Annotated in this window: 18 protein-coding genes; 7 read left to right on the forward strand and 11 right to left on the reverse strand. The window is 37.1% G+C overall.

The genetic code is table 11. The features are described from left to right. The first annotated feature begins 317 nt into the window (after positions 1–317). The gene (locus tag ABH966_RS24730; protein WP_370083140.1) at positions 318–1,007 is read left to right on the forward strand and encodes a Pr6Pr family membrane protein; all 690 of its coding nucleotides are present in this window, start codon (positions 318–320) and stop codon (positions 1,005–1,007) included. Between the two features lie 423 nt (positions 1,008–1,430). Here ABH966_RS24730 and ABH966_RS24735 read toward each other — a convergent pair whose 3' ends face one another. The 4 genes from ABH966_RS24735 to ABH966_RS24750 all read right to left on the reverse strand — a co-directional run bounded on the left by ABH966_RS24735 (position 1,431) and on the right by ABH966_RS24750 (position 5,370). Beyond that, complete coding sequence (locus ABH966_RS24735; protein ID WP_370083142.1) at positions 1,431–1,784, reverse strand: two pore domain potassium channel family protein; 354 nt, start codon at positions 1,782–1,784, stop codon at positions 1,431–1,433. 346 nt (positions 1,785–2,130) lie between these two features. Then, complete coding sequence (locus ABH966_RS24740; protein WP_370083144.1) at positions 2,131–3,753, reverse strand: S-layer homology domain-containing protein; 1,623 nt, start codon at positions 3,751–3,753, stop codon at positions 2,131–2,133. A 210-nt stretch (positions 3,754–3,963) separates the two neighbouring features. Beyond that, a complete protein-coding gene (locus tag ABH966_RS24745; RefSeq protein WP_370083199.1) occupies positions 3,964–5,130 on the reverse strand; it encodes an endonuclease Q family protein in 1,167 nt (388 codons plus the stop codon). Between the two features lie 69 nt (positions 5,131–5,199). Further along, entirely contained in the window at positions 5,200–5,370 is a 171-nt protein-coding gene (locus ABH966_RS24750; RefSeq protein ID WP_370083146.1) for a hypothetical protein, read from the reverse strand. A 146-nt stretch (positions 5,371–5,516) separates the two neighbouring features. Here ABH966_RS24750 and ABH966_RS24755 point away from each other — a divergent pair, with 146 nt between their 5' ends. From ABH966_RS24755 to ABH966_RS24770, 4 genes are all read left to right on the forward strand, one after another. Beyond that, positions 5,517–6,095, forward strand: coding sequence for a TetR/AcrR family transcriptional regulator (locus tag ABH966_RS24755; protein WP_370083147.1), 579 nt, complete (start codon positions 5,517–5,519; stop codon positions 6,093–6,095). 65 nt (positions 6,096–6,160) lie between these two features. After that, entirely contained in the window at positions 6,161–6,514 is a 354-nt protein-coding gene (locus ABH966_RS24760; protein WP_370083149.1) for a DMT family transporter, read from the forward strand. After that, a complete protein-coding gene (locus ABH966_RS24765) occupies positions 6,514–6,828 on the forward strand; it encodes a DMT family transporter (RefSeq protein ID WP_370083151.1) in 315 nt (104 codons plus the stop codon). The genes ABH966_RS24760 and ABH966_RS24765 overlap by 1 nt, the downstream gene beginning before the upstream one ends. A 369-nt stretch (positions 6,829–7,197) precedes the next feature. After that, a complete protein-coding gene (locus tag ABH966_RS24770; protein WP_370083153.1) occupies positions 7,198–7,794 on the forward strand; it encodes a biotin transporter BioY in 597 nt (198 codons plus the stop codon). A 162-nt stretch (positions 7,795–7,956) separates the two neighbouring features. On the opposite strand, the gene ABH966_RS24775 is transcribed toward ABH966_RS24770, so the two are convergent. The 7 genes from ABH966_RS24775 to ABH966_RS24805 all read right to left on the reverse strand — a co-directional run bounded on the left by ABH966_RS24775 (position 7,957) and on the right by ABH966_RS24805 (position 15,186). Continuing rightward, entirely contained in the window at positions 7,957–8,499 is a 543-nt protein-coding gene (locus tag ABH966_RS24775; RefSeq protein WP_370083155.1) for an NADPH-dependent FMN reductase, read from the reverse strand. A 62-nt stretch (positions 8,500–8,561) separates the two neighbouring features. Continuing rightward, a complete protein-coding gene (locus ABH966_RS24780) occupies positions 8,562–9,179 on the reverse strand; it encodes a nitroreductase family protein (RefSeq protein WP_370083157.1) in 618 nt (205 codons plus the stop codon). A gap of 64 nt (positions 9,180–9,243) precedes the next feature. Then, positions 9,244–10,221 (reverse strand): ring-cleaving dioxygenase, encoded by a 978-nt coding sequence (locus ABH966_RS24785; protein ID WP_370083159.1) that lies wholly within the window; start codon positions 10,219–10,221, stop codon positions 9,244–9,246. A 50-nt stretch (positions 10,222–10,271) separates the two neighbouring features. Further along, a complete protein-coding gene (locus ABH966_RS24790; RefSeq protein WP_370083161.1) occupies positions 10,272–10,706 on the reverse strand; it encodes a MarR family winged helix-turn-helix transcriptional regulator in 435 nt (144 codons plus the stop codon). Positions 10,707–10,858: 152 nt separating this feature from the next. After that, positions 10,859–13,093, reverse strand: coding sequence for a YcdB/YcdC domain-containing protein (locus ABH966_RS24795; protein WP_370083163.1), 2,235 nt, complete (start codon positions 13,091–13,093; stop codon positions 10,859–10,861). 276 nt (positions 13,094–13,369) lie between these two features. Further along, on the reverse strand, positions 13,370–14,542 hold the full coding sequence (locus tag ABH966_RS24800) for a glycosyl hydrolase family 18 protein (protein WP_483308145.1): 1,173 nt from the start codon (positions 14,540–14,542) through the stop codon (positions 13,370–13,372). Between the two features lie 431 nt (positions 14,543–14,973). After that, positions 14,974–15,186 (reverse strand): sigma factor, encoded by a 213-nt coding sequence (locus ABH966_RS24805; RefSeq protein WP_370083165.1) that lies wholly within the window; start codon positions 15,184–15,186, stop codon positions 14,974–14,976. A gap of 73 nt (positions 15,187–15,259) precedes the next feature. Here ABH966_RS24805 and ABH966_RS24810 point away from each other — a divergent pair, with 73 nt between their 5' ends. Together ABH966_RS24810 and ABH966_RS24815 are read left to right on the forward strand one after the other, a co-directional pair. Beyond that, positions 15,260–15,679: a hypothetical protein gene (locus ABH966_RS24810; RefSeq protein WP_370083167.1), complete on the forward strand. Its 420-nt coding sequence runs from the start codon at positions 15,260–15,262 to the stop codon at positions 15,677–15,679. Positions 15,680–15,690: 11 nt separating this feature from the next. After that, positions 15,691–20,784: a DUF4132 domain-containing protein gene (locus tag ABH966_RS24815; RefSeq protein ID WP_370083169.1), complete on the forward strand. Its 5,094-nt coding sequence runs from the start codon at positions 15,691–15,693 to the stop codon at positions 20,782–20,784. The last annotated feature ends 371 nt before the right edge of the window (positions 20,785–21,155 follow it).

Raw genomic sequence — 21,155 nt, forward strand, 5'->3', positions numbered from 1 at the left:
TACACAGGACATGGCAACACCATCTGTGGAGAGCTTTGTAACGCTTCTCTTAAGTACATAAGAACCCCACTGCTTTAGCTGTGGGAGTAGTCAGACTTTAACATGCGTCATATTTTGGAGTTTTAAGGTCATTACAGATCAAGGGGAAGACCTATTAAGTGACGCTAGGCCTTATATCATTAAAGCTGAATAGTAACAATCAATCTAAAATTACAAATAAATCCGAAGAAAGGTAAATATTTGACATTTTTTCGCTAAAATGCTATAATTTAAAAATTTAAGATGAAATGATATTAATATAGATTAGGAGGAATCGTATGATACGTAATAGAGTTATAGCATTATTATTTAGAATAGGTAGCCTTCTTTTTGTATTATATGGTTTATTATCACGTATGGGCATCCTATCGGGCAATATGAATTTTAAGACAATTATGTACTATACTATCCAAAGCAATTTTTTAGCACTGATCTTGTTTAGTATACTTACTATACGTACAGTTAAGGGATTGATAAATGATGGTAAGACGGGAAGTGCTGGCTATTTTCCACGCTTTGAAATGGTATGTGTAATTGATTTACTTTTAACACTTATCGTTTATTGGGTGCTTCTTGCTCCTACTACCTTTACAATGGGTGGAAGTTTTTATCTTTGGAAATTTGATAATCTTGCAGTACATTTGATTACACCTATTCTTTGCCTTGTAGATTATTTTCTATTTACAGAATCTAATCATTTAAAATACCGAGATGTATATTATGTTTTGATATACCCGCTCTCATATGTGGCATTTGCTACTATCACAGGTCTAATGGGATATGTGTACAATATATCGTCAATTGATGGGAAACCAGTACATTATGCTTACTTTTTCTTTGACTATGACAGGGTAGGAGCAAAATCCCTTGTCTACATCGGTGGCCTTATATTATTTTTCTTGGTACTTAGCCATATTATGTATTTGTTTGACAAGAAAGTTTATAAACCTTTAGTTGTAAGCAAATAATGTTATCCATAGCAATGATCTTTTGGTTGGTTATTATGTTTTTATAGTGATTACATCATAACTATAAAAAAGGGTCATTGCTTTTTTATTGGGTTTTTTCACATCTAGTGTGGGTGAACTTAATTCCGACGAATAGAAGTTACATTGCTGATTTTACACGTCGTAAAATTCCAACGGCTTATTAGTTTTCAGAAGAGGGTTTTGTCCCACCCTCTTTTTATTTTTTAAGACGTTTTTTTGCTTGTTCTTTCTTTTCTTCCTCAATTGTAAAATCGACTATTGATCGGCCGAGCATTAATAGCGTAATAAACATGACGCCTGTTCCAATAAATCAATTATGCCTCGGCATAATTGTGTCCGGAATCGGCTTTGTGCTTGCACAAAGAACTCCTTTCCGATTTCCGTGACATCCGCCGGAGGCTTTTAACTTCTTTCAGCGGTTGATTGTACACCCACTGAGAAGTAACTTAAACCCGCATTCGTTTCACCAACAATTGAGGTGGGAGACTTGCTGAAAGAAGTTAAATAAATCATCGTAAATATCTTTGAAAAATCACTAGTAGGATACAGTCCCGTCTCAACACCTGTGGGAATTAAACTCACTACTGCAAAATACATGGCATCAAGCCAATACCAGCCTTCCGTTCCTTTATAAAACATTGTCCCTGAAAGAATGATAAAAAATAATGTTGTAAACAAAGATAGAAATTGTGGACGCTTGAATGACTTCCACATGCCTACTAGCAATCTTTTCGCAGATAAAATAAATGACAGCATCGCATTCTCCTTTTGATCCATTTTCACTTCAGTATTATTACAATTCTAATTTGGTTCATCGACATAGTGTGGTTTGATTTCCGTTCTGACTGGGCGCTTTGCTGCTGTCGCTTCGCTTTCGCGCAGAGCAAAGCTTCCTGGGAGCGTCCAATGAGCCGCTTATCCCCGAGGAGTCGCCCAGCCTTCACTCCAATCAACTTATACACTTGGTATATATTTTAACAATTGCCATCTCCAACTTTTGATGTGAGCCCCTAACTTGTACTAGATATTCATCGCAATAAAAATAACATATATAAAATCAAAAGGTAGAGGTTTCAATTTACTATCCCTACCTTAAATTATTTTACTTCTTTAATAGATTTTTAAAATTTATAAATATTTTCGCTGCATGACTACGCTTTGTTGGAGCCTCTGGTAAATACTTTCCTTCACTACCTATAATAATACCTTGTTCATACAACATCGTTATTGCATGTTTTGTTTCTTCATTGTAAGAGGCAATATCTGAGAATGGTGCTTTTCCTTTCACAGCATAAGGTTGCTTTTGTTGATGTTCATAAGCACGATTAATCATTAATGCTAATTGAGCGCGAGTAACTGGCTGTCCTGGATTAAAATTACCATCCGTTCCCTTAATTAGCCCATACGCATAAGCGGCTGCAATTTCTGACTGGGTTCCAACATCATAGCTTGCGATGTCTGAAAATGGTGCCTGTTCCTTCGTCGTTAAACCTAGGCTTCTAACAAGCATCGTAGCAGCCTGTGCACGAGTAACATTTTGCTCAGGTCTAAACGTACCATCTGCATAACCTTTCATAATACCTTCTTCAGCGGCCTTCAGAATATACTCCTTTGCCCAATGATTTTCTATATCGGTAAAGCTTAAAGTTCTCTTTGTAGTAAAAGTAACTGATGGACTTTGAACACTTTCATTACCAGCTGCATCAACCGCTTTAACAGCTACCGTGTATGCTGTATTCTCTGTTAAATTATCCAAGGTTATCGCCGTTGTCTCAGCATTTTGTGTAAATGTTAGTTTTCCATTTACATATACGTTGTAACTAGTGACACCTATATTATCTCTCGCTTCCTGCCAGCTTATTTTTACAGTTGTACGATCTTTCATATTTGCTTGAATAAATTTTGATACATCCCATAAAGAACTTGCTTTAATCGCTGGTAAAAATGCCTCGTTCGCTACTGCTAAATAGCCAGCTTCACTTAAATGGATATTTTCAGGATTTGGTAAATAGCTTGGAATATCTTTTGCTACAATATCGTATGTCGGTACAAAAACGGCACCCGCTTTTTCAGCAGTTGTTTTTATCGTCGCATTCATAACCTTTAATAGCATTTTAAATTGTGTCTGTAAATCCTCACTATAGTACGGAAATGAATTATAATAACCCATTACATAAACTTGAGCATTCGGATTAAGCTTCTTCACTTCTTCTAAAATAGTAGCAATATTTTTTATTGCCTCTTGGGAAGCTTTTAACATCGCTGCTGCATTAATGCCAGTTGTCTGAGACTCTTTTAAAATAGGTATTATATCATTGGCGCCAGCGGTAAGAGTAATAATCTCAGCCTCTTTAATAGATGTGTGAAGCTTTACCTTCTCACTTTGATAACCGAATCCTACCACTGGCTTTTCCACATTATTTTGTATATCTTCTAATATATTTTTCGTTGTATAGCCTGAATATGCAAATCCTTTATTATAAGAAGCGATGAAACCATCTTGCTGTAAAGCTTGTGCAACAAAATCTGTGTAACCTAACCCGATGATACCAACGTCATTCATACCATGTGCTAAGGAATCTCCCAGTGCTACATAATCCGCTTGAACTACCCAACTTGGCGCTATGTAGTCTCTTTGTTCCTCAGCATTTACACTTATCGGTACTACTAACTGTAATGCCAGAACGCTAGCCGCTAAAAACCGAAATTTCTTTGATAATTGCATACACCCACTCCTCCAATTTTCACTAATTACTATTTTAATATAAATAGGATAAAAATGGGTTAAATAAGGCAAATTGAGATTTTTATCATAACGTATGGTTGATTTCCGTTCCGACTGGGCGCTTTCCTGGGAGCGTCCAGTCATCAACTTACTACCTACGTTTTAACAAATGTCATCCACAACTTTTGATGATGAGCTAAAAATCGTGTTTTACTCTAGTTGAACTTTCCCATAAACACCGCCACCACCAACTTCAATTGCCAATTGCCCTGTTCTTGCTAAATCGATCATCTTGGCAATTTTGTGCGGCACGATTTGTTCGAGTTGTTCTAGCGTAACTCGATGCAAGATGTTCATCTCTGTACCAAATGCTTGTACTAATCGTTCCATCATTTTTGGCCCTAATCCTGGAATAAAGTCTAGTGGTACTTGGTGAATATATGGTGGTCGTGCACGTTTATCTGTAACTTGCTCTGAAAGTTCCTTAATGCGTGTTGCAACTCCTTTAATAATTTGCGTACTTTCACAGTTTGTACAGATTGTTGCCGAATTGCTAAGCTGCTCACCACATTTCGCGCAGACAGTCTCGTGGTATTTACCAAGTAAAGGATTTAAGCCATAATTGGCTGTTACTACTCGATCTTGCTGTTCATGAAGCGCCATCTTTAATTCTGTAAAATTTGCATGAGATAGTCTTAATTTTTGATACTCACGTGCAATTTTTCCAAGTGAATGAGCATCAGAGTTGCTGACAAATGTATATGCTTGCAGCTCTTTAATGTTACTCACCATTTCAGTATCGGAGCTCAAACCAAGCTCTATTGCATCTATAAGCTGAGGGTCAAATACTTCCGTTAAACTATGATGTACGCCTTTACCGAACAAACTTTTAAATGGGGTAAAAACATGAGCAGGAATAAAAAGTCCACCTAATTCATGAACCTTTTGCTGTAATGTTCGACCATCACAATAAATTCGCTGAGAGCTTAAATGAATATTTTTCATATGATTAGACATCCAATTTGAAAATTCCCTCATATGCAGAAGTGTTGGAAAATAGGCCAGGACATGGATCGGTCCAAGGCAATGATGATCATAAATCTCCATTTCAGTACCTGGAATAAGTGTTGTATCTTGAAAACGAAGCCCTCCCTGTTCTAGCTCCTTCAGTTCTCCTTGTTCTATCATCTCTGCCATTTCATCCATTACTTCTGGTGAATGGCAATCAATAATCCCGATAATATCTAGTCCCTTTCTTGCACTTGAAGTCTCTAAAATTCTTGCTAACGTTAACGTTTTACTGCCAGTAATTTTAACAGCACGTCCACTTAAAGTACGTCCAATATGAATATGTAAATCTGCATAGAAATCTTGCATCATTGTCTCCCTCCTATTTTTAGATGACATAAAAAAGCCTCACATTGCTGCAAGGCATTTTATTCTTAATTATGATGGATGATTGCTATTAGTACTATTGTTTGATTCGAAAGCACCTGAGCCCTGTCCTGGCATTGTCGAAGAATCATAGGCCACTAATGTCACTCCCATGTTCTTTTCTAGCTCATTAAGTTTTTCAAGCTGTTGTTGATCTAATTGCGCAATCTTTATCTCTTCCATTTTCATCAAATCCTTTCACGAATAAAGTTCCCCAAATAAAAAACATATATACACAAAGAAAATGACTGATTGTCAGTCATTTTCTTTGACTTTATTTCAGCTATTTTGTAACATATTAAATAAGCAGGACAAAAGCGAGGGATTTCATGTCAAAAGAAGAGAAAATAATTCATGCTGCAATTGAAGTTTTCCGTGAAAAAGGAATTGAGAAGACAAAGGTTTCAGACATCGTAAAAGCTGCAGGTATCGCGCAAGGGACATTTTATCTTTATTTCCCATCACGTCTTTCAGTTATGCCAGCCATCGCAAAAGTTATGGTTGAGAAAATTATTGCTGCTATTAACGATGGGATTTCAAAACAGGAGCCTTTTGCAAAGCAGCTAGAAAAAGTAGTAGATATTGTTTTTTCTCTAACAGAGGAATATCGAGATGTATTTGCACTTATCTATGCCGGTATTACACAAACTGAGCATATGAAAGAATGGGAAAATATATATGCTCCCTATTACGAATGGATGAATCATTTCTTAGCTGAAGCTCAACAACAAGGAACGATACGAGCTTCTCTAAATACTACTCGTTCTTCTAAACTTATAATCGGTTTAGTAGAATCTGCCGCTGAACAAATTTATTTGTATGACGACAGTGAAGAAGAAACAATTAGACTTCAAAAGCTTGAGCTCCTCGACTTTTTACATCATGCACTCGATTTACGTCACGCATAAGTGACGTTCTCTTTTAAGTTGAAAATGACTGAATGTCAGTCATAATGATAGAAAGGAATTTAACTATGCAAAAAGATTGGATTTATGTTGGATTAACTAGTTTGTTTGAATTGTTTTGGATATTCGGTTTTAATGTTGCCGATTCCTGGTGGCATTGGGCTATTATTGTGTCCCTAATTGCATTGGATTTCCACTTCTTATCGAAGGCTTGCGAAAACCTACCTACAGGAACGGTTTACGCAACTTTTGCTGGGGTCGGTACAATTGGTACTACATTAATGGACATTTTTATTTTTGACGGTGAGTTTAATGCTATTAAAGGAATTTTCATGTTTATTTTAGTACTGGGTGTTATTGGTCTTAATTTAGCTGATAACCCTTCAAAAGATCATGTTGAAGAGAAAGGAGCTAATGCATAATGGGTTGGATACTTGTTTTATTAGCTGCAATTTCAGAAATTGTCGGTGTTGTTGGTTTACGCTATTATAGTCAGGAAAAAAACATACGCAATTTATTAATATATCTAGGCGGTTTTGGGATGTCCTTTGTACTATTATATGCATCCTTTAACTATTTACAGTTAAGCATCGCCTATGTCGTTTGGGTTGGTATTGGTACAGTGGGTGCTGTTCTCGTGAATATTATATTCTTTGGTGAATCTAAAAACCTGACTCGAATTATTAGTATCATCGCCATTATCATTGGTGTGGCAGGATTAAAAGCAGTATCTTAATTTATTCTATTTTAATTCAAAGTATTGTGAGTGAGTGAGTGCTAAAGCCTAGTATGACTTTTTGGCAAAGTGAGAGGTTGATCTCCGTTCCGACTGGGCGCTTTCCAGAGGGCGAAATCACCATAGAACAACTCCTCGTTTACAGTTCGAGACAGCCTCGGCTTTGCATCGACTTCTCTTTTAAGTGTCACATTGTACAAAAAGTCGTACCATCACCATTCGTTTCTATCATATATTTTAATCGGTAGTCTATAAGTAACAATTAAGCAGGATAAACATTTTGTGTTAACTATCATTTTTAATGAGTTGACACAAAATGTTTATTTTTTTACACTATTATTATCAACATTACTTTTTAGGGGTGAAATAATGACAACAGTTCCAGTACACACGCATCACAAATTAAGAACAGTCGATCTTGCATACATTGGACTATTTTCAACATTGCTGATGATAGGAGCTAATATCACGTCTATAGTACCTTTCATGATGATTGGTGGCGTACCTATAACATTGCAAACCTTTTTTGCTATTTTAGCAGGACTTATTCTTGGTAGTAGAAAAGGGGCACTCGCTTGTACTGTTTATATGTGCATAGGTTTAGCAGGTGCACCTGTATTTGCTCGTTTCTACGGAGGATTTGGTCAAATTATAAGCCCTACTTTTGGTTTCATTGTTTCTTACATATTAGCTGCATTTGTCGCGGGGCTTATTGTAGAACGTAGTGGAACGAAGAAAAGCTATGTAGTTGCTGCATTAGTTGCAACAGCTATTAATTACTTACTAGGAACGAATTGGATGTACTTTGCCTACAAGTTATGGGCTAGTGCTCCTGATGCTTTCACTTATAAGTTAGCATGGCTTTGGATGATGCCTCCTTTGCCAAAGGATATTATTTTAGCTATATTTGCAGGTATATTTGCATACCGCCTTCAAAAAGTGTTAAAAATAATTCCGATTAAATAAAAGCTTATCACCATAGGGGTTGATTTCCGTCCAGACTGGGCGCTTTCCCATGGGCGTCCGATGAGCCGATTCTCATGTGCTCCATTAACCGCTAGCTTAAACCCAATAAACCCAAAAATACCCCATAAGTATATTGTTATACTTATGGGGCATTTTTTATTTTTAAACGTATTTTTTCATCCAGTTTAAGAAGTTATCAATAACTACATCAAGGAATTTGATAGTACCTTCATCTGTTAAATTGCCTTCTGTATCAAATTTAGAGTGTACTGCTCCAATATAAACATCATTACCACTAAGTAATGGTGAATTTACTCCAGGTGAAAATAAAATATCTCTCAAATGTAATTGTGCTTTAACGGTACCTAAGTTACCCATTGATGCCCCCATCATGAATGATGGCTTGCCAATCATTACTTTATCAACACGAGATAACCAATCGATAGCGTTAACCATAACACCTGGCACTGTACCATTATATTCTGGCGTTAACCATAATACTGCATCTGCCGCTTTTACTTTTGCTTTAAAATCTAATACTGTTTGCGGTGCTTCATTTTCGATATCTTGATTATACATTGGTAAATCGTTCAAACTTAATATTTCAAGATCAATTTTCTCTGCATAACGCTTTTGAACAAATTTCGCTAATTGCATATTATAAGATTCTTTACGGATACTACCTACGATTGCTACTACTTTCACGTTGTTTCCTCCTAAATGTGCATTCATTTTATTATTTGTTAACAGTTTTATTTTATACTGCCCTAATAATAGGTTGCAAATTCTTCAACTGGTTTACGATAACCACGTAAACGGCGACTATCTTCTTTTTCCTTACCTATAGTAATCATTAGTGCAATTTCATATGTTTCTGGAACATTAAAAAGAGCTCTCATTTGTTGTTGATCAAAGCCGATCATTGGACATGTATCCCATCCACGATTTTTGGCTGCCAGCATAAATAACATAGCTGAAAGTGAAGCGTTACGAATGGCTTCCTCCTTCATAAATTCCTCGCCACGTTCTTCATAAAATTTTGCGTTTTCATTAACGATATTTTCTAATTCACATGCATTAATAATGCCTAAGTCTACCATCCCTTGATTAAGGTTAGCAGTATTTTTATAGGCTTCTTTATCTCCTAAAACAAGGATAACCGCTGAGGCTGAGTGCACTTTATATTGCCCGTATGCTGCTTCTCTTACTTTTTCTTTTTTTTCTTCATCTAATACGACGATATAATCGGCATGTTGTAAATTAAAGGCGGATGGAGCTAGCTTAACATCCTCCAAAATGGGACGTATATCTTCTTCGCTCATCTTGATGCCCTCTATAAAGTTATTTGCTGATCGGCGCTTATCTATTAGCTTTGCAAATTCCATCTACTAACCCCCAAGAGTATGTAATTTCCAATCAGTAGTCTGATTGGAATAAAAAGTATTACTCCTATTCTTTATCGAACGTAATCGTACTTCTTACAGTGTCAATTGGACGGACAAGTTCTTCAATTTGTGCACGTTTTGGCTCTAAAAATGGTGGCAACGACAATTTTTCACCTAAAGTTTCATAAGGCTCATCACCCATAAATCCTGGGCCATCAGTAGCTAGCTCAAATAAAATTTGTGGTGCTACTCGTGCATAAAGTGATTCAAAGAAGTGACGATTTACGTAACCTGAAGTATGGAAGCCAAAGCTTTCAAATCGTTCAGTCCATTCATTTAGTACAGCTCGATCCTCTACGCGGAATGCAGCATGATGTACTGTACCGAAGCCTTGACGAGCGACTGGTAAAACTGTGTTAAGTTCTACAACGATTTGTGCACCGTTCCCACCTTCACCAACTTCAAACAGATGGAAATCCCCTTCTTCAGCAATTTCTGTAAAGAGCATCACTTTTTCTAGCATCTCTTTGAAATATTTAAAATTAGCAACTCTTACAAAAACCGGACCTAAGCCTGTAATTGCATATTCAAGAGGAATCGGTCCATCTTGCCATGGAGTGCCTGATGCAACACCTGTATTGTTTTCATCAGAAATAAGTTGATATTGCTGATCGTCAAAATCAATGAAAGATAAAGTTTTCTTTCCAAATTGCTCTTTAATACCTGAATGTTTAACGTTTAATCGATCGAAACGTTTTACCCAATAATCCAATGCCGCATCTGCTGGCACGCGGAATGAAGTTTTGGAAATTTCATTTGTTCCATGCACACCTTTTGGAATGTTTGGAAAATCAAAAAATGTCATATCGGTGCCAGCGCTACCTTTATCATCTGCAAAAAATAAATGATATGTTTGAATATCATCCTGATTAACCGTTTTTTTCACTAATCGCATCCCTAACACATAAGTAAAAAATTTATAATTCTCTTCCGCACTACTTGTAATAGCGGTAACGTGGTGAATTCCTTTTAAATGATTCATTTTATGTTCCTCCTATTTATCTCGATTTCGAGATATATACGTAAAATTTTTTATTTATTAACTGCGTTCAAACCAACCTTTTTCAGAGACAGAGTCATTGTGTCCATCTCCTGTTGATCTAATACTTCAAAAATCTCGTTAATTTTTTGTTCATGCTTCGGAAATATTTCTTCCATCAACGTTTGCCCTTCATATGTTAATAAAACATACGTGACACGACGATCCTTCGGGCAAGCACGTCGATACACAAAACCTTTTTGTTCGAGCTTATCAATTACATACGTAATGCTACTACTTGCGATTAAAATTCTCTTTCCAATCACTTGGATTGGTTGCTCACCATGATGATATAAAAACTCAAGTACCGAAAATTCCGTTTGATTTAAATCGTATTGAAGTAAATCTCTCTTTGTTGCATCTTGAATCGTTTGATATGCTCGGAACAAGACCGTAAAAGCTTTTAAATTACGATTGTCTTCCTTCATACGACTCCCTCTTTCTATTTACTTCGAATTCATTTATCTTTAATTCGAGATAATAGTAACATATAAGCTACTAATCAGCAACCTTTTTACTGTAATCACAAAAAAGGCATCCCCAAAAATTAGAGGATGCCTTTTCACGTATAAATTATCGATTAATAATAGTAATGACGACCGCTGCTGTTTTGTTCAAAGGCAGCCTTTGCTAGACGAACTGTAGATACAGCCAAATCCGCATATGTCACTTTCTCAGTAGCATTGAATTTATTTTGCTGTCCATCAATTAGTCCCATTGCACTCGCTAAAGCAACATAACCTGCGTACGCTGGGTCAATTGAGCTTGCATCAGTAAAGTTTAATTTGTAAATGTCACTATGCTTAGCAGCACTCTCTAAATTTAATACACGAACTAACCATTCGGCAAGCTCTTGACGAGTCAATGCTGTATCTACAGCAAATTGATCCGCCGGTTGTAAAATGCCCATTCTTACTGCTTGTTCAACGATTCCGTATAATGGATGCTTTTTGTCAATATTATCGAAGGATTGCTTATCGTTATCTCTTCCATACGGACCGAAATCATATCCGTATGATAATGATTTAACTAAAATTTTCAAAGCTTCTCCCTTTGTTACGGCTGTATCAGCATTAAAGTTAGCTGGGTCTTTAACCTCTAACACGTTTTGGCGTAATAAATAAGTTAATTCTCCTCCAGCTGTTGGATGTGAAATGGCTGGTTTTTCTTTAGAATCATCAACTTTTAGAAGCCATTCACCAGTTGTTGCATCAAGAATATTGAACAAGCTTCCATTATAAACCGGAGAGTATACTAAATCATAGTGGTGATTATCCTCGCCATCCTGTTTTGCATACTGTAGCTCCAATTTTAGCCCCTCATTGAACATTGCTTTTGCTTTATCAGCAGGAATAGCTTTGTTTACAGACGGCCAATCATCAATCTTACGATTACTAACATGTAAAGCACTTAATTTCCCATCTGCACTGATCCCAACGGAAATTTCATCCCCTACTACGGCAATGCCATTGACAATACGTGGGAAAGAGAAGTAATACTGTTTGCTGTCTTTATCATATACTGCATCTTCTATTGGTTTTGAATAGTTATGAATATATGACGGAACCCACTCTTTTAAATAGTCTATTGCTTTTGTTAATGCAGCATCTTTTGAAATTGGTTCTACTTTATCATCTGTCTGCATGAATTCTCTACTTGTATCCCAGAAGTTTGTAATCTCACCTGTTGCCTTGTTCACTTCAAGTGAACTGCCTGTGCCGTAATTACCGAGATCATACATATAATTCACATCATAAATTGTTTCGCCATTTTCGTTTTCTCTTTCATTAACCGAATGAATTTGTAGCTTTGCTTTGTCTGAATCAACTTTTAAAATAGACTTAGCTAACTCTTCAACTTCTGCTAATGTAATACCATTTTTTTTAGGTGCAAGTGGTTGCGATACAAGTTTTTCTACACCTTTTGCCTTCGGTACTTGAGAAGTGAAACCATTCATTGTTTTCCACTGCCCATTTATTGCATGTACACCATTAAAGCTTGTTGGTGGCATATACGCAAGCTTAGCAATACCTTCGCCTGTTTGGTAGTTATAGTCAACTATATAACGTAAATCAACTGATAGATTTTCGCGAACCTGTGCAAGGATGTCTGACTCATTCTTTTTCTGATCTAAGTTATCAAATGTTGCCTTGCTAGTTGGCTCAGTATAACGATACATACTTGTAACTTCACCATTTGCTAGAACTGTAATATTGATAAACTCATTACTAAGTGACACACCATTGTGTGTAGGCGAGTACATGAATGAATACGAAATTGGTTCGGATAAAGGTCTACTAAAACTAAAACCAAAGTCGCTATATCTATTGTCTTCACGAAGCTTGTAATTCGCAGTGCTCGGCAATTTCTTTAGGAAGTCTTGAGCAACTTTCTTTGCTTCACCCTCTGAATACTTCACTGGGTACAATGCTTCCGCTATATTGACAGGCTGATAGTAGAAGTTTTCTAATTCCAAATCTTCGCCTTTAAAAGTAAAATCACCAGAAACGTCTTTGCCATTGATTGTCTTATTAAAGTTCAATTCATAGCGTATCGTTTTGTCATCATTATAGTAATGCGCTTCCCCCATTGAGAAATCTTTCTCTGTTACAAAATTGAACTTGTCTGGGAATATTGTATTCAATTGCTTAATAAGCATACTTTTTGTTACTTTTGTTTCTGTTGAAGAAACTTGAATTGCAACTCTCTCTTGTGGTTCTTTTACATTAGCCGAAGCTTGTGCCATTGGTGAAAGTACACTAACAGAAAATGCAGTAGACGTTAGTATGATACCTAACTTTTTAAATTTTCCCAAAATATCCCTCCTGGATTATCATTTACCATAATTATAGTATAGATTACCATAAATAGATATGACATTTTCAGATTATTTATGTTTATTAGAAAATAGAATAGACATAGAGCTATCTTATCTTCATTTAACATATCTTTTCTGTGCGAAAGCGAAGCGACAGCAACATATCTTTTCTGTGCGAAAGCGAAGCGACAGCAACATATCTTTTCTGCGCGAAAGCGAAGCGTCAGCGGCAATTACGCTAAGGCGAAATTATTTGATTGCTCCCTAAGATTCTTATTTCTTTACTACATCAAAATTTGCCCCAATTAATAACCAATTTTGAGGGAATGGTAGACCCAACTTCCAATAGCCTACTCCTCGGAGTCTGTACCGTTTGATTAAATCGAACTTCGCTTGAATGGATCTGGCGTCTTCGAACCACACCACATGTGCTTTACCTTGCTCATCATAATATTCAAAGAACGGTGCTTGAGATCTTAAATCAAACTGAATAGCAGCATTATATTTCTTAGCAATCTCGATTGCTCTTTGTGGACTAACCGCTTCTGCATTAGGACCCCCCTGTACAAAAGGCAATGTCCAGTTATACCCATACAAATTCTGTCCAAGTATAATTTTGTTCCGAGGTATCTCACTTACTGCATATTTAACAACCGCTTCTACCTCTAGAAGTGGCGATACTGCCATAGGTGGCCCTGCAGAATAGCCCCATTCATAAGTCATTAACATAACAAAATCCACTATTTCTCCATGTGCTTTATAATCATGCCCCTCCGTCCACGGACCTCGCTCACTAGCACTTGTTTTCGGAGCTAGCGCTGTCGATACGGTATATCCCTGAGGATGGAATCGACTCACCGCTCTCCTTAAAAAGTTGTTATACGCCTGTCGTTGATCGCCTGGCAAATTTTCAAAATCAAAATGAATATCTTTAACGGTTCCTAAACGCTTTGCTTCTTCAAGAATATTATTAAAGAGCAAATCCTGTACTGCTGTACTTTGAAAAATATCTCTCGCTAAATCACCGCTAAAACTAAAATTCTCCAAATTTGAGACAACCATTGCTAGAGAAGCACCTGTATCATTTGCAATTTGCGCTACACCTTGACTCGGTGGTACCTTAAGCGTTCCATCTCGCCTTGCCTCATAGCTAAATAAAGCTAGATAAGTTAAAAATGGACCCGCTTCTCTTGCTTGACTTAGTAATGCCTCACTAACGAATGTCCCTCTCGGCTCTAAATATGCCAATGTTTCAGCTCTTGTTTTTGGTTGAGGTGGAATATAAAGTCGCATACCAATCGATAACGGTTGACTCGGACTAATATTGTTCACCTGAGCAAGTGTTAAATAATTAATGCCAAAGCGTTGGCCGATTGAATATAGACTATCTCCTGACTGCACATAATAGAAATTTCCGACAATCGGTATTACAAGAGCTTGCCCTATAACTAATCGGTTTGGTTCAGGAATTTGATTGGCATCTACAATATTTTGAACTGTTGTCCCATATGCCTGCGCAATTCCCCATAAGGACTCCCCTGCCCGTACAACATGTATTTGAATGTCAGTGCCTCCTTCTAGCTTGATAAAATCACACCTGTAAAGCTTATGAATTAGGAAATGAAAAGATGTCAGTGCTCAGTAAGAATAGATTCCCTAAAACACAAAAGGATTCACCGCTTATTCTAGCGAATGAACCTTATTTTCTTTGATTTTCTTATAATATTTATGACACGTTCGACAAAGGTTTATAAATAATAAAATAGATGCTTTATTTTCTTCCTTCTATGTATATCCACTGCTGTATTTCTTGCAATTGATAAGATCCAAATTTTCACTTTATCTTTATCCTTTCAATTGTCTAACTTCTTCATCGCTTAAAAAAACATTTCTTGCGTAATATTCTCTGCCTCTTGTTTGCAATTTGTATAATACAGCGCAAAATGATACACATCACGATAATAACAATCGTACAAATGTTCTGTTTTTGAAATATCATGATGCAAAACTTCACCCCACTTTCTACACTCCCTAATAAGTCGTCGCAACAAATTATTTGTTACCCTTTTCCCAATTTTTCTTTTACACAACTAGCGTAAAACGCCTCATTCTTTTCACCGTTTACTCTCTTGTATAATGAAATTACTGTAAGGAGGTGTTAGGTTGCGTTTATTTTACCAACAAAAAATGATCGGCAAAAAATCGCGTAAACTTCAAAATATCCCATTCACTATTGAAGAGCCTGTCCATACTTTAAAAGATTTACTTAAGCAACTCGTCACACAAGAGGTTCTTAATTATAACGAAAAGACGGTGGATAATCCGCTTCATATTTATATAACTGATCAGCAGTTAGAGGATGCAGCGCTGCATGGCAAAGTACATTTTGGTGAGAAAAAAAATGCCTCTACGCAGTCTGTTGATCAAGCAATATCCACAGTTCTTCAAGCCTTTGAAGACGAACTTTTTTTAGTATTACAGAACGAAGAACAATTAAATTCACTTAATGAACCTTTTGCAATACGAGAAGATGATGTTTTTACGTTTATTAAACTGACAATGCTAGCAGGACGAATTTGGTAAGGAGGATTTCCATGACACTATCAAACGATCAAAAAAACCAATTCCAAAGTAAAATAGATACTGCACCAAAAGCCATTCAACCAATGGCTACAGCATTACTTCAATATATGGATGATCGCGATTTTTCCATTAAACAGCAAATTGCTGATTTGGAGATCATGACACTTGAGGAGCTATTTACCGGAACCCTTTTCGATGTACTAACACTATTTTCATCGCAAGAACGTGCTCAAACTATTAAGAAATTGATATTACGTTACGATACAACAATTTTTCAGACTGACATTATGCGTAGGTCATTTCGATCTACACATTCCGTACAGGACCACCTTTTTCAATGCTTACAATTAATTGTAGAAATGCTGACATTTGAAGAAATGAATCTACAGGAATTATTGATGAATCACAATCAATATGAGCATGGTTCATACCCTAATTACAGCTGCTTTGTGGTTAAAAATGAAAATATGAAGGTAATGCCTTTTAATGTTTTTGAACAAATGCTTGCTGAAGAACTGTCATTAGAAAATCCTGCTATGGAAGAAGCCGTTGAACATATATTATTTGACGAGCATCAAGGCAGTTTTTTTGGATATCCACTAATAAGAGGGATTTTCAAATCAACAAATACTCGCCTACATGAGGCACTCGGTAAACTATTAGTTGCTGCTGCACGTCAAGAGGGACTACGCCAAGCCATTGTTGAAAATATTGATCATGGCACATTAGAGGCACAGCTTACCATTATGAAGCTTATTCAGGAGCATCAGCTAACTCGTTTCTCCTCAGTTATTCGCGCAGTCGATACTTGGATGGGGCTTGGCTATAATAGCTTTGAAAATCAAAAAGTAACAGAGGAAGTATTGTCATTAGCGATTCGAGCAATTGAAGACGATTATTTCACACTAGAGCTATTAAAAAGTGAACGAACGATTGATATTTACGTAGCACTATGGACAATTTCAACGAAGGATTATTCGAAGCTCGATACTATTTTGCCAGAGTTGTTACAACGCGAAAAGCATATCCAGTTGACAACGCTCGCATTTTTGAAAAATCTAGGGAAAGTTTCCTTCACTGCTCCGTTTGTTAAGGGTCTCATTTTAACAACAAAGGATATTGAGCTATTTACATTTGCTTGGGGGAATTTCCTAAACGCAAATAACTATATTAATAGTGAATATGCTTGGGCTAACGATTGGATTACAGATATACAAAAGTTCTTGCAGGAAAATACCCAACTGCAAGGCATTGAATACCTTCTATTTGAACAGCTTGAATGGGCAAAGGGTGAACTTACGAAAGATGGTATTACGATTGCAGGAAAACCTTTATCATTCGTCTATGCACACTTGTCATTAGAAGATTTAATTTCCACACAAATAATTTTGGCCAATCATTTACAAGATGAAGAGCTATTTCAACGTATTATTTCGAATGCAGATTCTTACTCTCCTACAAGTAGAATCGGCCTTCTTAATATTTATTGTCTTGATATTACTACGCAAGGAAAACGTGATTTTCTATTTAGCGCTTTACGAGATCGAAGCTCCATTAATCGTTCCCTTGCATTGAAAAAGATACAATCACTAACACTTACAGACGATGAAATTTTAAAAATTGAGGACCTTTTAGCGAATAAATCAGGTTCACTTCGAAAGGAAGCTATTTCCCTCTTAAAGCTACAGCCGCAGGAGAAAATATTGCAAAGCGCTGAGCGACTTATTCAGGACAAGAAGCAGTTGAAGCGACTTGGAGGGCTAGAATTGTTGTTAGAGGCCTCTAAAGAATATCACCTAACTAGCGAGGAAATAACAGCATTATGCGACCAGCTTCCAAAAATAACAAAAACTGAGCAAGTGTTGTTAGATCAATTGTTAACTAGTGATGTACCAGAATATAACGAGGACAATGGCTTTGGTTTATATACGCCACACCCTCCTATTCAATATGACAGCATTTCAAAAACAGATATAAAGATGAATGGCATGGAAGCATGGCAGCAACTAGTTCCTTTATATTTACAAGAAACAATGCCACTAGAAAAATTCTTTGATTATGATATAGAGAAGCTTATATTAAAGCTCGAGCAGCTCATTCAACTATTAGATGCTAATGCCCAATATGAGTATGAGACATATCAATATCAATGGGATGATACGCCAATCACAACAACATTAGGACAAACATTTAATGTCGTTGCATCAAAAGCAGAAAATAATCGAAACGCAAGTCTTGATGTATATCCGATACCAGATGACATTCTCCAGTGGATAAAGACGTCCAAATTCAGTGTAGAGGATTTAGCCTATTTTAACTTTTATAACAATCTATCTGAACATCCTGCGGCACATGAACTGAGCGAAGCAGCACAAACCTTAATCACTCCATTCTTTAATTATGTAGAAATAAAAGGTCTCGTTACTAAGTTCCAAGCATTAAAATATCAGCGAACAATGAAACAAATTTTCACTGTCCTTACTCTTGATTTAAATAATATTGTTGGAGAGCAGGAGCTTCATAAAAAGGCTGTCACATTACTTGAAGAGCATTCGCCAGAATTTAACGCTTTTGAGCAAGCAATCGGTATTATGCTTCAGCTGTTAACACAAATACCTGCTGAGCAGTGGAAGTTAGAGGTACGAGATAAGGACTATTTTTATCGCTCTACTTCATCATTAGTAGATTTAGATGTTATTGATACCTTTGTTGATCGATGTTTCTTAGCCTATAAGACTTACGGTGAATTTGTCAAAATGCTGGCCATCAATGAAGAGTTATCAAGGAGGATGCAGAAAGAGCAATATAGCCCGAGTATTTACTCTCTAAAATTATACCAATATTTAGATGCTTTTAATGTAGGTTTATTCACTCAGGATCATTTATTTGAAGCCATCTTTACAGATACGCTAGCGTCTGAGATGTTGGTTGCTCCAAACAAATTAATAGAACATTATAAAGAGTCATTTGAAGACTTATCGAAATTCTTTGCTGTTCGTGAGCAGGCCATTGATCGAATTTTAGAAATAGAGCTTATGCGCGGTGATATTCCTACAGCAGTAACAGAGCTCACTAGAAGCATTTCCTATTTCGAGGGTATTGATTATTTCTTAAAAATTTTACAAGCACTTGATGGTGAAAAGCTTGCTCGCGGCTATATTTGGCAGGCTGAAACGAAGAAGGATGTTTTCTCTCGTCTCCTTGCAAGCTGCTATCCTAAAAAAGATGAAAATGCACAGCAATTAAAAAATGCATGGAAAAAAACAGATATTTCAAAAGAGCGCCTAATTGAAGCAATGATGTATAACCAGCATTGGATAGACCTTGTTAGTGAAGTAATTGGCTGGGAAGGATTAAAAGAATCAGCTTGGTACTTTATCGCCCATACAACCGACTATTTATCGGATTTTGCTAAAGATCAGATTGCCCTTTTCTCAAATATTACTGCTGACGATTTCCGTGATGGTGCCTTTGATTTAGCTTGGTTCCAAAGTGCCTATCAAACACTAGGTGCTAAACAATTCAAACTCGTCTATGATGCAGCAAAATACGCATCGGAGGGAGCTAACCACCGTCGGGCACAGCTTTATGCAGATACAGCTATAGGTAAGCTTAGCCCAAAACCGTTAATGGAAGAAATTCGTGATAAACGTAATAAAGATAAATTACGTGCACTCGGTCTGATTCCATTGAAAAATTCGGATCAAAAGGATGCACTAACTCGCTATCAATTTATCCAGCAATTTGTAAAGGACAGCAAACAGTTTGGAGCACAGCGTCGTGCGAGCGAAGCACGTGCAGCTAGCATTGCGCTTGAAAATTTAGCGCGAAATGCAGGAGATGGCGAAACAACACGCTTCACATGGCGTATGGAGCTATCAGCCTTTACCGATATAAAACATTTATTCCATACACAACAGATTGAACATATTACTGCACATTTACAAATTGAAGAAGATGCAAATGTTACGATTATCGTTGAAAAAGACGGGAAACGACTAAAAAATATTCCTGCTGCTCTGAAAAAGCAAGAGCAAGTTTTAGCGTTACAACAGGCGCGAAAAGAATTGCTAGAGCAATATAAACGAGCACGCCCCGCACTTGAACAGGCGATGGAGCTTGAAACTAAATTCTCTGCCGAAGAGCTGATCAATTTATTAGAGCATCCGATTTTAGCACCGCTTCTTCAAAAACTCGTCTTTAAAAATGAAGGGCATTTCGGATTGCTAACTGAGGATGGACTTAAGCTACTATCAGATGAAATAGTTTCACTTACTCCGACAGCAACATTAACGATTGCCCATCCGTATCACCTACTTGAAAGCGGTCAATGGCGACAATGGCAAACTTCTATGTTTGAACAAAAAATCAAACAGCCATTTAAGCAAATTTTCCGCGAGCTGTATGTAATGAATGCGGATGAAAAAGGGCAAAAAAGATCATTGCGCTATGCGGGACATCAAGTCAATCCGTCTCAAACGGTTGCACTTCTAAAAACACGAGGATGGCAAATTAGTCATGATGAAGGACCACGAAAAGTATATTACAAGGAAAACATCGTTGCCTCCTTGTATGCGCAAGCAGATTGGTTTACGCCAGCAGATATCGAAGCACCAGCAATTGAGGGCGTCTATTTCTACAATCGTTTAACAGGTAAAGACATAGCATTAGATGACATTCCTGCAACGATATTCTCTGAAGTGATGCGGGATATTGACCTCGTTGTAAGTGTTGCACATGTTGGTGGTGTCGATCCAGAAGCAAGCCATTCTACAATTGATATGCGTAGTGTCATTGTGGAGGAATTAGCGAAGTTATTAAAGCTAACGAATGTTGAAGTGAAAAAACAACATGCACTTATTGAAGGCAAACTCGCAAGCTATTCATTGCACTTAGGTAGTGGTGTTGTTCATCAAGTGGGTGGATCAATGATTCCAATACTCGCCGTACCATCTCAGCACCGTGGACGCATTTTCTTACCAATGGTGGATGACGACCCACGCACAGCCGAAATTATGTCAAAACTTTTACTGCTAAGTGAAGATACAAAAATTAAAGATCCTGCTATTCTAGGACATATCCGTAGCTATGAACAAACGCGCTAAAGAAATTTGTGCATAAACGAAAACGGTCGCTAGTTGATTTCCCTCCCCAGTTGTTAAATTCCAATGCCCTCCGTTTTGGAGGGCATTTATAGTGTTGAAAACAAAATGGTCAGAGAGTTCTTTGTGAATGTTGTGGTTCTTTAAATAAAGGTGATTTCCGTCCCAGGCTACTCGCACATTTGTTGTTGCTAGCACTACGCTTTTGCACAGAATTGTTGCTGAAGTTCCCTATAAATTAGAGTGACATGCTAAGTGAAGTGGTTGATTGGAGTGGAGACTGGGCGACTCCTTGGGGATCAGCAATAAAGGAACGAAGGCTAAAACCATCACGTCCTGTGATAACGCCTTCGTGACCAACATCGGTGCTGCTG

Origin of the sequence: Lysinibacillus sp. RC46 (genome assembly GCF_041262385.1) — a bacterium.
In the GTDB taxonomy this organism is placed as follows: domain Bacteria; phylum Bacillota; class Bacilli; order Bacillales_A; family Planococcaceae; genus Lysinibacillus.

What these genes read in the sequence shown, in the direction of transcription:
- ABH966_RS24745 (WP_370083199.1), bottom strand. Translation starts at nt 5,130, where the DNA reads ATGCAAGATTTCTATGCAGATTTACATATTCATATTGGACGTACTTTA.
- ABH966_RS24730 (WP_370083140.1), top strand. Translation starts at nt 318, where the DNA reads ATGATACGTAATAGAGTTATAGCATTATTATTTAGAATAGGTAGCCTT.
- ABH966_RS24740 (WP_370083144.1), bottom strand. Translation starts at nt 3,753, where the DNA reads ATGCAATTATCAAAGAAATTTCGGTTTTTAGCGGCTAGCGTTCTGGCA.
- ABH966_RS24755 (WP_370083147.1), top strand. Translation starts at nt 5,517, where the DNA reads ATGTCAAAAGAAGAGAAAATAATTCATGCTGCAATTGAAGTTTTCCGT.
- ABH966_RS24760 (WP_370083149.1), top strand. Translation starts at nt 6,161, where the DNA reads ATGCAAAAAGATTGGATTTATGTTGGATTAACTAGTTTGTTTGAATTG.
- ABH966_RS24815 (WP_370083169.1), top strand. Translation starts at nt 15,691, where the DNA reads ATGACACTATCAAACGATCAAAAAAACCAATTCCAAAGTAAAATAGAT.
- ABH966_RS24790 (WP_370083161.1), bottom strand. Translation starts at nt 10,706, where the DNA reads ATGAAGGAAGACAATCGTAATTTAAAAGCTTTTACGGTCTTGTTCCGA.
- ABH966_RS24785 (WP_370083159.1), bottom strand. Translation starts at nt 10,221, where the DNA reads ATGAATCATTTAAAAGGAATTCACCACGTTACCGCTATTACAAGTAGT.
- ABH966_RS24765 (WP_370083151.1), top strand. Translation starts at nt 6,514, where the DNA reads ATGGGTTGGATACTTGTTTTATTAGCTGCAATTTCAGAAATTGTCGGT.
- ABH966_RS24770 (WP_370083153.1), top strand. Translation starts at nt 7,198, where the DNA reads ATGACAACAGTTCCAGTACACACGCATCACAAATTAAGAACAGTCGAT.
- ABH966_RS24750 (WP_370083146.1), bottom strand. Translation starts at nt 5,370, where the DNA reads ATGGAAGAGATAAAGATTGCGCAATTAGATCAACAACAGCTTGAAAAA.
- ABH966_RS24735 (WP_370083142.1), bottom strand. Translation starts at nt 1,784, where the DNA reads ATGCTGTCATTTATTTTATCTGCGAAAAGATTGCTAGTAGGCATGTGG.
- ABH966_RS24780 (WP_370083157.1), bottom strand. Translation starts at nt 9,179, where the DNA reads ATGGAATTTGCAAAGCTAATAGATAAGCGCCGATCAGCAAATAACTTT.